11 protein-coding genes are annotated in these 12,863 nt (G+C 41.0%); 4 read left to right on the top strand and 7 right to left on the bottom strand.

Annotated features, from left to right (window positions below; genetic code table 11):
* The 3 genes from B5E53_RS17780 to B5E53_RS17770 form a co-directional block, all read left to right on the top strand.
* The coding region (locus B5E53_RS17780; protein WP_087317414.1) for a hypothetical protein at positions 1-756 on the top strand (756 nt) is incomplete at its 5' end.
* Entirely contained in the window at positions 746-2,746 is a 2,001-nt protein-coding gene (locus tag B5E53_RS17775) for a type IV secretory system conjugative DNA transfer family protein (protein WP_087281556.1), read from the top strand. The genes B5E53_RS17780 and B5E53_RS17775, both read left to right, overlap by 11 nt.
* A gap of 20 nt (positions 2,747-2,766) precedes the next feature.
* Positions 2,767-3,693, top strand: coding sequence for an RNA-binding protein (locus tag B5E53_RS17770; RefSeq protein ID WP_087281557.1), 927 nt, complete (start codon positions 2,767-2,769; stop codon positions 3,691-3,693).
* 77 nt (positions 3,694-3,770) lie between these two features.
* On the opposite strand, the gene B5E53_RS17765 is transcribed toward B5E53_RS17770, so the two are convergent.
* Genes B5E53_RS17765 through B5E53_RS17755 form a run of 3 tightly spaced genes read right to left on the bottom strand, consistent with a single transcriptional unit; the run spans position 3,771 to position 5,797 of the window.
* The gene (locus B5E53_RS17765; protein ID WP_087281559.1) at positions 3,771-4,478 is read right to left on the bottom strand and encodes a hypothetical protein; all 708 of its coding nucleotides are present in this window, start codon (positions 4,476-4,478) and stop codon (positions 3,771-3,773) included.
* 10 nt (positions 4,479-4,488) lie between these two features.
* Positions 4,489-4,929 carry a hypothetical protein gene (locus B5E53_RS17760; RefSeq protein WP_087281561.1) on the bottom strand — a complete coding sequence of 147 codons (441 nt, stop codon included), beginning with the start codon at positions 4,927-4,929 and terminating at the stop codon, positions 4,489-4,491.
* A 1-nt stretch (position 4,930) separates the two neighbouring features.
* Positions 4,931-5,797: an MBL fold metallo-hydrolase gene (locus B5E53_RS17755; protein WP_087281563.1), complete on the bottom strand. Its 867-nt coding sequence runs from the start codon at positions 5,795-5,797 to the stop codon at positions 4,931-4,933.
* Positions 5,798-6,076: 279 nt separating this feature from the next.
* Between B5E53_RS17755 and B5E53_RS17750 the strand changes: the two genes are divergently transcribed.
* The gene (locus B5E53_RS17750) at positions 6,077-7,453 is read left to right on the top strand and encodes an ATP-binding protein (protein ID WP_087317412.1); all 1,377 of its coding nucleotides are present in this window, start codon (positions 6,077-6,079) and stop codon (positions 7,451-7,453) included.
* 449 nt (positions 7,454-7,902) lie between these two features.
* Here the strand turns inward: B5E53_RS17750 and B5E53_RS17745 are convergent, their stop codons facing one another.
* The 4 genes from B5E53_RS17745 to B5E53_RS17730 form a co-directional block, all read right to left on the bottom strand.
* Positions 7,903-8,118, bottom strand: a complete 216-nt coding sequence (locus tag B5E53_RS17745; RefSeq protein WP_087283855.1) for a hypothetical protein — start codon at positions 8,116-8,118, stop codon at positions 7,903-7,905.
* Between the two features lie 124 nt (positions 8,119-8,242).
* The gene (locus B5E53_RS17740; protein WP_087283857.1) at positions 8,243-10,684 is read right to left on the bottom strand and encodes a hypothetical protein; all 2,442 of its coding nucleotides are present in this window, start codon (positions 10,682-10,684) and stop codon (positions 8,243-8,245) included.
* Positions 10,671-11,747: a hypothetical protein gene (locus B5E53_RS17735; protein WP_140401530.1), complete on the bottom strand. Its 1,077-nt coding sequence runs from the start codon at positions 11,745-11,747 to the stop codon at positions 10,671-10,673. Before B5E53_RS17735 ends, B5E53_RS17740 begins: the two co-directional genes overlap by 14 nt.
* 321 nt (positions 11,748-12,068) lie before the next feature.
* Positions 12,069-12,773: a hypothetical protein gene (locus B5E53_RS17730; RefSeq protein WP_087283862.1), complete on the bottom strand. Its 705-nt coding sequence runs from the start codon at positions 12,771-12,773 to the stop codon at positions 12,069-12,071.
* Between the last annotated feature and the right edge of the window lie 90 nt (positions 12,774-12,863).

Here is a 12,863-nt window from a genome sequence, read left to right as displayed (position 1 = left end):
TTCTTTGCTGACCAGAAACCGGATATTTTCAGGGAAGGCCGCGAAGCCGGTATCCTCACTATGGGGAACCTGCCCCTGTTTTACTCATCACGGGAGTTTAAGCACATCGGTCCAGAGGCAACCAAGATCAGAAACTCACGGAGCATGGGTGTGCTGCTTGCTCCCCACTGTGCCTATGCACTGTATAACACCGGCGACCATGTACTCAAGTGGGAATACCGGACAGAGGTACGGCTGAACGCCTTCCTGCAGCATTACCTGCAGGATTTCCCCTATACGGGGCATCCGAAAGTCCGGGCGATCCTGACCGGGAAGGACATGGACACTGCTTATCAGCTCCTGACCAGTACCGGCGGATATAAAAAGAGTCTGTTTGTAGCGGATACATCCTATGAACACTTTCACTATCTGCCAAACACAACAGAAGGTGAGACGCTTTTAAAACTGCTGGTCCGGCCACGGCTCATGAAACAGCTGGACCAGTTACTATTATCCGATTTAGGTTCCCGGCAGCCAGACCTTCCCATCGACCATGATGGGGTGGACGCTTCTGGGAACCCCGCGGTTCTTGCATATGATTTTGACTTGCACCGAATTAACCGATTCAATACCGGACTGAATGTTTACGGCAGAAAGGGGGTGATGATCTGCTTTGATTTCCAAATCCCCTGTCTGAAACGATATCTGACCGCCGACATTCGGTTCTCCAGTATTGACCTCTCTAAATTTAGAAAGGGGTTTTTGCATGAACCGTAAATGGTGGAAGCTCATTTATCTGCTTCCCATCAGCCTCTGCACCTTATATGCAGGCGGCTATATCGCTCAGTTTATCCGAAACTATCGCATCTGGACTGCGGCCGGTAACACACCGGGCAATGGCAGTTCCCCCAGGATGCCCTCCCCGCATCCGGCAGCCTGTTTCCAGGCAGTTACCGATTTTCCGTATAACCTGTACGGGATTGGAATCTGCCTTGTGGTATTTGGACTGCTGATTTTCCTGCTCATGCGGATGGGCTATGACCGCAACGGCGAAGTCCCAGACCGGGAACGGAACCTGAACTACTCTACAAAAGGCACCTATGGCACCTCCGGTTTCATGACGCCGGAGGAGATGCATAAAGTCCTGGAGCTGACTTCTGATGTAAAGAAAAGCAAAGGCACCATCTTAGGCAAGCTGAACGGCAAGGCCGTCTGCCTGCCCTACCACACCTATATGAATCGGAATGTGGCAGTCTACGGTTCCAGCGGATCCATGAAGAGCAGGGCCTATGTCCGTAACGCCATTTTTCAGAGTGTTGCCCGTGGGATTGACGGGCCGGGAGAAAGCCTGATCATAACCGATCCGAAATCTGAACTCTATGAAAGCATGTCCGTGTATCTGGAAAATGAAGGCTATACCGTCAAATGCTTCAACCTGGTCAACCCGGAAAACTCCGACAGCTGGAACTGTCTCATGGAGATCAACGGTTCTGAGACGATGGCTCAGGTCTTTGCCGATGTCATCATCCAGAATACCGGTTCTGCCAAAGGGGATCACTTCTGGGATAATGCGGAAATGAACCTGCTGAAAGCCCTGGTTCTGTATGTAGACCAGGGCTTTCAGCCGGAAGCCAAAAATATCGGGCAGGTGTACAAGCTGCTGACTATGAGTTCTGAAAAAGAGCTGAACAGCCTGTTTGACCTGCTTCCGGTATCCCATCCGGCAAAAGTGCCTTACTGCATCTATAAGCAGGCCAGCGACACGGTGCGCTCCGGTGTCATCATCGGATTAGGTGCCAGGCTGCAGGTGTTTCAAAATAAGCTGATCCGGCAGATCACCTCCTATGATGAGATTGACCTGACGCTGCCGGGCAAACAGAAATGTGCGTATTTCTGTATCACCTCAGACCAGGACAGCACCTTTGATTTCCTCTCCTCTCTGTTCATGACTTTTATCTTTATCAAACTGGTCCGTTTTGCGGACAAAGAGGGGGAGGACGGAAAGCTGCCGGTTCCGGTACATATCCTGGCGGATGAGCTTGCCAATACCGGCGCCATCTTGGAGCTGAACAAAAAAATTTCCGTTATCCGGAGCCGAAACCTGAGCATTTCCTGTATTTTCCAGAATCTGCCCCAGATGCAGAACCGGTATCCGCTAAACCAATGGCAGGAAATCATCGGGAATTGTGACAGCCAGTTATTCTTAGGCTGTACCGATGAAGTGACCGCCACTTTTATTTCCAACCGGTCCGGAGATGTGACGGTTGGAGTCAGCAGCGAAGCGAAGCAGCTCAATTCCTGGCGGGTGTCCGACTACACGCCGGAGTACCGGCAGACCAGATCCATCGGGAAGCGCAAGCTCCTAACACCGGATGAGATTCAGCGGCTGCCCTTAAATAAGGCGCTTATCATCCTGCGGGGACAGAAGATCCTGGAAGTGGAGAAATACGATTATACGCTCCACCCGGATTCCAAAAAACTGATTCCAAGAAAGGCGGCAGACCATGTTCCCCAGTGGCGGGCGAAAGCCGAGCAGGAAGAATACGACTACACGCCGACTCTTGCTGAAAATTTAAAGAAAAAGCCCCGGCCCGGCCGCAGCGGCAGGCGCTCTGTGTTTTCCTCTCAGGAGAAACCGCTTCGCAGGGAACCGGACAAGCACGCTTACCCTTCCGGTCATCCGGGAGAGCTTAGTGACCAGCCGGAAGAATTTCCGGATTTTCCAGAGGAGATTGTTCCGCTGGATAAAGATTCCATTATGTCTTAATTTTTGAAAGGAGGCAGCTTATGTCAAACGAACTGAACCATGTAACTTCTATCCTTACCCTGGACGCCGATGCTCAGCTGGAAACGCCGCAGTCCAAAGCGGATCTCATCTGGCACGAAATCCAGAACGCCTACCGCACCCGGAAAATCCTCACCGGGAAGCTAGGCGGCATCGAGAAAACGGAGGCCGGCAGTCTGATCGCTATTATCTATTACAAGGACTTCCGTACCGTCATCCCTATCTCGGAAATGATGCTGAATCTTGTCCAGGATAACGCCCACGATTACGGGGAGCTTTCCCTGCGGCAAAATAAAATCCTTAATAATATGCTGGGATGTGAGATTGATTTTCTTGTAAAAGGATTGGATGCAAAGACACGCAGCATTGTAGCAAGCCGGAAAGAGGCCATGCTCAAAAAACGCCAGATTTTTTATCTGGATACAGACGCATCCGGGAAGCCCAAAGTATGCGAAGACCGGATCGTGCAGGCCAGAGTGATCGCGGTGGCAGAAAAGGTTGTCCGGGCTGAAATTTTTGGCGTGGAGACTTCCATTCTGGCAAGGGATCTGTCCTTTGACTGGCTGGGAGACGCCAGGGAACGGTTCCGTGTAGGGGACCACATACTGGTACGGATCCTGGATGTGAAGGCAGAATCTCCGGAACAGATCACAGTCCATGCAGATGTCAAAAGCGTAGAAGGCAATACCAGCAAGGAAAATATGAAAAAATGCAAGGTGCAGGGCAAATATGCCGGTGTTGTGGAAGACATCCACAAAGGCACCGTATTCGTCAGACTCTCGATTGGCGTCAACGCCATCGCTCATTCCTGCTATGATCCCCGCACCGTGGGGAAAAAGGATGAGGTTTCCTTTGTCGTTACACATATTGATGAAGAGCGTAACGTGGCCGTGGGGCTCATTACCCGGATCATTCGGCAGAACCTATAAAAGTTTAGAAAAATGGCAGCACTGTCAACTGATTAAGTCTAATAGTGCTGCCAAATAATATTATTTGTATTTAGCTCTTATAACTTATTTTCATTAATTCTATCTGGGAGTGTGTCCAGGGTTTCCAGTAATGCATATGCATATTTTTCGCATAAAACAGAATGTATTTTTTCGTTAACTCCCAATCCCCAAAATAATAACACTCCTATATCTACAAAAATTAAAATCATATTTGTTTTCGATTGAACGAACGAGAGAGGTGTTGTTGGAGCTGAAGAGATTATCAGAATGAGAATTGCTACAATCGTAAACGCAATTCCGACGGATTTAAGGCTAATCAAATTTTTATAAAATCCACACAACATATTTTCTTCTTGTACAAGTTTATTATTGCGTGTATTACTTCGTAGCCATTGTATAGCGCTGTAACACGTTTGTCTGAACTCTTCAGAATCTACTGGTTGGTTCATGGCTTCAAAACTTTTATCAATTTCACTTAATTTTCTGTAATAACGTTGCTTGGTTTTTCCGTCAATATGTGCATCATCTATATATAAAAATTCTGCGGCAGTATTTCTACGTTTTCCCCCTCTTTGCTTATATCTCTGCAAAGCGAAAAGGTAATTCGAAAATGATGTCATAATAGCTACCAATACAACAGAGAAAGTGAAACTCCGAACAGGTTCATAAACGACATATAGTGTTAAAATGATAGGTGCTATTATAATGATATAAACAGATACCCTTGCACGAATGTTATAAGAATCAAAAATTTTTATATCCATTTGCACCTCCTCATAATACTTTAAAATTCTCTTTAATCCGTTTCAAAATGTCTGTTTCTTTTGAATTATAGAAATTCAACTCAGATTCTGTTATCTCAAATCCAAAGCCGTAATTATCACCTGCATAACAGTATGATATTTCATTTTTCGAAAAAGACGTAAACCACTTTACTTTATTTTTCTTGTGTATTTTTAAGTAATTGGCGTAACAGGTAATGAAAACTATCGTTTTTTCCTCTATCTGGTCAGCATTGTGAGCCAAATACTTTGCAATTTGATCATAATGCCCGACCAGAAACAAAATAGATGGTTCCGCTACGCCTAATGGCGTAAGCGGAATAAATCCATCTATTGTATTTTGAGGGATAAAGAAAAGATGAAATATATCATAAAGATACTCCTGTCGTCCAGGGATTTCATATGCCTGAGTTTCTGCAACCAAGTATTTCAAATCAGAGCCCCCTAAAATACGAACGAACCGGGATGTTTGTTAAGCTTGAATTCCACCCTGTGCAAATCTGATCTCCAGTCTTCGTGTTTTTGATAACATAACCTCGTTTTGGTAAATCTTTAGATCCTCCGTTGGTGTTACCTGTATTATCGGATACATAATATGTAATCCCGAGAGACCCTTTCTGCTCAAAAATACTATCTGCCTGTTCTTTTTTTCCATGATGTGGTAACTGTATCAGTGAGTATTCCTCTAATTTATCCTTGATGGCCTCATAACTACTGTCCCCACATAATAATAGATTATTAGTTCCCACCTTAACTTTCACTTGAGTGCTCACGGCATTTACAACCGTTTCTTTATCAATGGTATCGCCTTGTCTATTGTCGATGCGTTTTGCAACAGCGTCCAATGCATATTCCTGATCCGGTCCTACTATCGTAACTCCCGGACATACTTGCGTATCAGTAAATATATCTCTCAATTTAACCAATCCGGAAAGAGAATATATGTTTTCAAAAATTTCAGAAATCCTTCTTGCCAAAGAATCTCTAGTTATTCTTTTATCATTTATCCTCTTTAACAACTCATCTTTATATTTGAGCAATAAAAGCGTGTATATATCTGAAATTTTATCTTGCTCTATTAAATAAGGAATCCCATCAAAATGATCTCCATCGTTGTGTGAAAGAACCAATTTCGCTTTTGAGTAACCTCTTTTCTTCATATAATCGAGTACCCTGTCAGCATGTTCTTCACAACCACAATCAAAAATCACAAGTTCGCTTCCGGTGTCAATAAGTATACAATCTCCATTATTTGCTCCTGGATCCGTATATCCTTTTGATGATAAAAATTTTACTGTCAATAAATATTTCTCCTTTCAGTTTCAAAAAATTACATTTGTTAATTAGTTACTACGGGTAGCTAGCCCACTTCATCTCCGGAGTAGCACTCATCTCGTGCATCTGCTAGTAACAAGATATCATCACTTCTCCTGAAAGTCAAGTGTATTTTTGTAGATTAAACGATTTTTTCGTTTTTACTTCATTATATCGCGCATTAACCTCGTTTTCTGAAACATTTATATTGATGAATTCGTTTTTATGTGTTACAATAAAGCAACAAAACATGAGGTGCTAAAAATATGCTGATCAAATTTTCGATAACAAATTTCCTTTCCTTTAATGACAAACAATGCTTTTCAATGGAAGCTGGAAAAGCACGCAAAAACTCCAAAAGGATTTATCGGAACAAAAACATAAAGCTGACTAAATGTGAAGTTATTTTCGGAGCCAATGCTTCGGGAAAATCTAACCTGGTAGAAGCATTTCAATTTGTTCAAGATATGGTCGTTGATGGACTTCCACGAGGTTTCACAAATAAGTATTTCCGACAAATTCCGGCTAATCAATCTATTCCTTCTTCCTTCAAAATAGAACTTTTATTGGATAATAAACATATCGTTTATGAGTTCTCTGTCCTATTAAAGACCGGGTCTATAGAAGAGGAACATCTTTATGAATTAACTACTTCAAATCAGGAAAAGAGTATTTTTTACCGCAATTTAAAAAGTAGTATTTTCGAAGCTGGAGATTATTTTAAGAATAAAAGTGCTGTTGAGAAATTAAATATGTATGGCGAAGACAGTATCGCAGATAGCGAGTTACTTTTTCTTTCCATAATTAATCACGGGAAGGAAAAAATGTACGAAGACAATCCAGAGTTAAAAATTCTTCGTAAAGTATATATTTGGTTTAACAATTTACTAACTGTAAGCAATCCAGACAGCATACTAACAGGATATCCTTATTTTTCGAGTTCCAACCTGAATGAAATTGCTAATCTCTTAAATGCATTAGGTACAGGGATAAGTGACTTAAAAATTGTTGAAGTTCCTGTAGACATTATAAAGAGCAAAGTGCCTGAAGAACTTTTTAATAAAGTAGTGGCTGATCTCGAAAAAAAATCAGCCAAAAAGGGAAGGCACCATAGTCCTTCCATCATGCTTCGTTCATATAAAGAATTTTATACTTTTGAATTAAATAAAAATGACGATTTAATCATAAAGACTATAGAATTTAGCCATGAGAGTAAATCTGTTTACTTTAATTTGAAGGAAGAATCGGATGGTACTGCACGGCTTTTGGATTTGATAGAAATTCTTTTAAAAGTTTCTGATAATCGGGTGTTTGTTATTGATGAAATAGATCGCTGCTTACATCCTGCAATGACTACACGAATGATAGAATTATTCCTTAAAATGGCAGAGCAACGAAATACTCAACTTATTATTACTAGCCATGAATCACGATTATTAGCGACAGAAATCCTCCGAAATGATGAGGTTTGCTTCGTGATAAAAAATGAAAAGGGCGAATCTATACTCAATCCTCTAGAAAAATACCAACTTCGTGCAGACAAAAAGGTTTATTCTGCAATGTTTGATGGTACTTTGAGTGACGTACTTCCTAATTATAATGAAGAGAAAATGGAATTTATTCTAAAAAAGGATAGAAGCTAAATCATCCTGTTCCCCAATCTTTATCATAGAAAAAGGAACTTCGATAAACGTTTGTTCAAAAATTAACCAGTTACGAAAAGTAACCGCATTCCTGTGATTCACATTGATCAGGAGCGGTTACTTTTTGCATAATCTATATTCAATCAATATCATAGGCATAATATCGACAACCATCCGTTCATCGGACTGTTTTACTATGGTCTCTCATGTGATTTACAACTAATCCGTTTCTTCTACTATGATCCCTACCCCAGTCTTTCAAAAAATACCGCCATATTAAAATATCTCCCAAGGGATTTACCATCTTCCATAATGAATTCTCATTTTTTGGGATAAGGAAGTGACAAAATGAAAGCAAAAGACATCCAGTAATAGCAAAACCGTATACTAAAAAACCGTTGCAACTCCTTATAGTCGGAAATACAACGGTTCATAAAAATTTATAGTACTTAATGGCGCACTAATTTTTCAAGTTCTTTTAGCAATTGAGCATCCGTTTTATCCATAAAAGTTGCTGACCAGACTTGTTTACCTGTACTTCTGTCTGCATGCGTCGCATCATCCTGCAAATCAGTAAAAGCATTCGGACGATTAGTCGAATCATGCCCGAGGAAAAACTTCTTTACTTTCTTTTTGTTTTTACTGATCAATCCTATACTCTCCATAATCCACTCCTTCGCCTTTCTGTCGTCAGGGGGAAAACCAATAAGCTGTACAACAAATATATCAATAGTTCTTTCATTTTATCATAGATTTCTTTTTAGTGTCAATCATTTTTCAGCTTTTTCCTCATCTATCATAGGCATCCTTTATGTCCTTCTTACAGCAGAAAATAAGTTCATCCAAAGCCTTAAACATATCCTGCGCTGAAGGATCCTCTTCTTCAGCCTTTTCATATACAGCAAACTGACGGAATAGAGCAAGCAGGATATCTCTTTTTTTCGATTTTTTCCCGATTTTTTTCCCCAGGAACATTTTACATTTTTTCAAATATTCCTTTTCAAACTTTAAAATTTGCAGACAATACATGATTCCCCCTTCCTGCACGTCTGATTCGTTTCCATCGGCTTCCTTGGCGTTTTCTGTAAACTTTACACACACCTGCTCTACTTTCTTTTTAAGTTCAATCAAAAACTGATTTTGATTCAAATCCTCACGGCTGATATCATTCCATTTCTTTTTCCAGTCATTTGCCTCGCTGCCGTCTTCCATTACCATTTTAAGGATTGCCACCCTGGTTACCAGCACATCGCTAATAATGTCCGGATCAGGATCATAACTTTCTGATATCAAAATTGCCTCCAGATAATCTACCGGTGAAAGATCCAGCAACATCACTGTTCCCAAATCAGGATAAATCTCCCTGAACAGAGTTGTAATGTTTGCCATATTCTGATTAAAATGGTCCTCCTGCCATATTCTTTCACACTGCTTTATTATCTGTTCCTGTACTATATATATTTTTCTGATAAGCTTTTCCGGTACATTTAACGCATTCAGTGCTCTGATTGTTTGTGAATCAATCTGTGTTATACATCTCCGAAGCTCATTTTTTGCATCGTAAACCATGGCAAGGCATCCGATTTTTACTCTTTCAAATACCTGAGATAAATGAAAAGCACACGGATCTTCCTTTTGGGAGAAAACCTGATCCTTTAAAAATTTTTCTGCATACTTCATTATATGCCTTCTAACAATTTCTAGATATTTCTCCAGAATAGCCTTTTCATCCATGGATTCAATCCTGCAGTCACGCAGTAGATGATATGGAACAATCTCATAAGTAAGAACTAGCGCTATTACAGGTATATAATATTTTGCCCTAATTATCCGCTGCTCATCGTTAATTATATAATGCAGCGCTTCATGAGACAAAATTATCAACAATGATCTCGGCATAAACATACAGTGCCGTGATAGCCGGATCCTAATCAGCCGATCCCCCGGCGGGAGACCAAGATCGATATAATTCGTAGTAGGTCTAGAGTATACCAGCGGTGCAAGACAAAACTGATACTCATATTCTGTGTCATTTAAGTAACTAGTCAGGACATTCAAATATGACATATACATTAAACACAACCGCAATGGTATATCATAAGGTAGTCCCTGTCTTCCTAAATCACTGAGCATATCAGCGCAGCTCTGCCCCATATGCCTCATCAGCATTTCAATCGTATCGATGAATTCACTAATACCGGATTCCAGAACCTGCATTTTCTCATATTTTATTTTAATCGGATCGTCACATTCATCTCCCTCCTTCCCTGAATCATTAAGCAATGCAATACTCTGATTCAACTGTTTGATGAACAACACAATCGAGGGATAAAAAATATAAAAGTAATCCTTTAGCGGATTTTCTTGCTCATATTGTGACAAGACGTTAACAATCTGCCCCAATGCCTGATAATAGGCAACCATCTTCTTGTTTTTGGCTTTCTCATATTCCCCAATGCATTTCTGCAATATTGTAAGAGTCTGTTCACACCATCCATCCTCACGTATCTGACGCTGAGGTAATGCATTGCCATTTTCAATACTAAAATCTTTAATCATAAATCCAGCTTCCTGGTCTGCCTTTTGATCCTCTCTTTCATCTTCTTGTCGCAGTTTTTCGCACCGCCCCGTTACATAATAATCAGAATAATATACAGATTCCTCTCTTTGTTTCTCTTCTTTTTCCCTCCCTTCTTCATTTACCATATATTTAACATTTTTTATCCGCTTTACTGCTTTTTGTATCTTCACTTTATCATCACTGAAAAAGACTAGAATCGCATCAGCATTATCTATTGTATAAAACCATTTATACTCGATGATATCTGCAGGTTCATCTTTGTAATTATTAAGCGCCCCGGAAATCAGATTTTTTATATCTTGGACAGATATATTGGCCTCTTCTAATCTGAACTTTTCATTAAGTTCTTCTAATCTGAACTTAAAAAAGGCACAGCATATTTCCTGGCCTTCATGTCCTGAAGTCCAGCTATTTTCCGCTTGTTCTTCATCGCTGATCATGCTAATAAACTGGCATCCATAGGCGAGCGGCTGTCTTTTCCCGGCATCTGCCATTGCAAACCAGTAATCTGTTAAATTTACATTCCCTTTTGTCCGGCAAAGCCTATACTCCTTATAATTCTTCACGGACCTTATTTCGATATACCGTCCTTCTTCTGACTTGATGCAGGCTTCCGGATAATATAAAGCCATCAAATCAAAATGTTTCATACACTCGTTCCTCCAGTAATTTTTTAAATATAACAGAATTGGGCGTGTGTTTCTTTTCTCTCTCTTTTACATGTTCCGCATCTTGACAAAATGCATAGAAATGATCGAGTCCAATCTGCCCGTCATACATGTTATAAAATCTCCATGATTTCCAGAAACACCATGCAAGTTCTCTATCCAGTTTCTCTGCCCCAGTAAGTATACTTTCTATCCATTTCCACGGATACTGTTCTCCTATATTAAACCACTCCAAAATTCTGTCGTACACAAACCAGTATCTGTATTCCGAATATAACAGTAGGTATAACATAATAACAGATTCATCCTGGATTATAATCCTGAGAAATCTGCACATTATCTCTATTCCCACATTATCCTTCATCTCCACAAATGGAATGAGCATCTGAACAGTATAGACAATCCTATTATCTTCCGGAAGCTTTCTCCATAATTCAACCAACAGTCTTGTAGTTCTCGATTGCTCCTCTTCCGTGGCTGTACCTGACTTATAAATTATATGTGTACTCCAGGCTGTTAATAAAGTCATATCGATCATACTGAGGCCATCTTCAACTTTCTTCGACCTGATACTACAAAACACTGTTGACAGCACCTCAACCAAACAACGGGTTTCCTCTGCATTATCATAATTAATATGTATCATAAAATCCGTAACAGGAAGGCTGTCAATCTGGCTGTGTAGATTAATGATCTCCTTTTCGGCTCTTTTATCAAGTTTTCTAATCTTCTCAATCGTAAGACTGACTAAAAGCTTTCTCACAGATTTTTTCCGAAATATCAGTAGACTGAACGCAAGCGCAGAGCCAAATGTAACAATTGTCGCTCCTGCACACCACAGTGCCATACATTTCATAGACAGTTCAACCGCCACAAACATCAGAGGATACAACATCAGATATCCCGCCATACCTACAAAAACTGTTCCCCGCATTAGAGAATAATTTACTACAGTTTTAAGAGATATCCCGTAACGATATTGATTACTGATTTCCATCATAAATATTGTTATTGTAATTGCTATTCCCCAGACGATTTCCATCATATCCTGTAAATCCTCAAGAGACTTTTTCTGCAATACGCTAACATAGCGATGCAGGCACTTTAACAATTCAGACTCACAGCATTGAAGATCTGTCACAACGGCCAGCACTAAAAATACTATAATCAGAACAAGATAAAGAAGAACCCCCACACGCCTCCTTATATGAAAGCACATTTTCATTTTCATATTTTCACTCAACCAATCCAACATAGAATAACAAAAAAAGACAATATTTCCCCCTTTCTGAGAAATTTTGCCACCACAATTGTATTATAACATATTTCTTGTTATTGGGAAATTTTATTTTGGATAGTCTTCCCGCTACTCTCTTTCCGGCACATATACCGCTTCAATCTTTATCCCGCCATCCGTCTGATCCATCCGTACATAATAATCCCGGATGTAGTAGCTGATATACTGCTCCTGCAGGGAATACAGCTCCAACGTCTGAAAATCCACCAGGCAGAGATCTCTGGGCTTTGGTTCCTCCCCTTCCGGTCCGTAGGTTTCCATGACAGCGAGCAGCTTATCCAGGCAGTCCTGGCAAAGAATAGCTTTTGCCTTCTCCACATCCAGGATGCTATCTTCCCCATAACTGACTTCCACCGTGGAAATCCCACGGGAGGACGTCTGTGTGCTGGAAAAGAAATCTCCACCATCCCCTGTGCCTGTCATGGCAGTCCTGGTGCCGCTGGTATCTGCTCCGTCCTCCTCATGAGGCAGGATACCGAAATCCAGCACATACCACTGGTTTACACTGATAATCCCCAGATCATCAAACTGCCGGAAATATCCCATCAGGCTTTCCTTTGCTGTACCGCACAGATAACACCCCTCCGGATCCGACAGCTCCGACTGGGCTGGCGGCAGTTCTTTATACTCCATAGAAGTGAATCTCCCCTGTTGCGGCATATCTGCCGTATCTTTCATTTTCCCAAAAGCTGTGAAAAAAAGAAGCATGGCTGCCAGGATGCCCGCTCCCCATACCAGTTCTTTCCTCATCCGGTAATACTTTCCCTTCTGCATCGTCCTTCCTCCCGCTTTATTTATGTCTGTAACAAGCATTATTTGTGTCTGTTATGAGCATAAATAGTGTGTGGTTCAGGCACTATTTAT

The sequence above is a fragment of the Eubacterium sp. An11 genome (genome assembly GCF_002161065.1).
In the GTDB taxonomy this organism is placed as follows: domain Bacteria; phylum Bacillota; class Clostridia; order Lachnospirales; family Lachnospiraceae; genus Anaerobutyricum; species Anaerobutyricum faecale.
Note: the sequence above shows the minus strand (reverse complement) of the source record. Positions and strands in the feature narration are given on the sequence as shown.

Excerpts from the sequence above, each read along its gene's own strand:
- B5E53_RS17775 (WP_087281556.1), top strand. The coding sequence starts at position 746 with ATGAACCGTAAATGGTGGAAGCTCATTTATCTGCTTCCCATCAGCCTC.
- B5E53_RS17770 (WP_087281557.1), top strand. The coding sequence starts at position 2,767 with ATGTCAAACGAACTGAACCATGTAACTTCTATCCTTACCCTGGACGCC.
- B5E53_RS17765 (WP_087281559.1), bottom strand. The coding sequence starts at position 4,478 with ATGGATATAAAAATTTTTGATTCTTATAACATTCGTGCAAGGGTATCT.
- B5E53_RS17750 (WP_087317412.1), top strand. The coding sequence starts at position 6,077 with ATGCTGATCAAATTTTCGATAACAAATTTCCTTTCCTTTAATGACAAA.
- B5E53_RS17745 (WP_087283855.1), bottom strand. The coding sequence starts at position 8,118 with ATGGAGAGTATAGGATTGATCAGTAAAAACAAAAAGAAAGTAAAGAAG.
- B5E53_RS17740 (WP_087283857.1), bottom strand. The coding sequence starts at position 10,684 with ATGAAACATTTTGATTTGATGGCTTTATATTATCCGGAAGCCTGCATC.
- B5E53_RS17735 (WP_140401530.1), bottom strand. The coding sequence starts at position 11,747 with ATGATGGAAATCGTCTGGGGAATAGCAATTACAATAACAATATTTATG.
- B5E53_RS17730 (WP_087283862.1), bottom strand. The coding sequence starts at position 12,773 with ATGCAGAAGGGAAAGTATTACCGGATGAGGAAAGAACTGGTATGGGGA.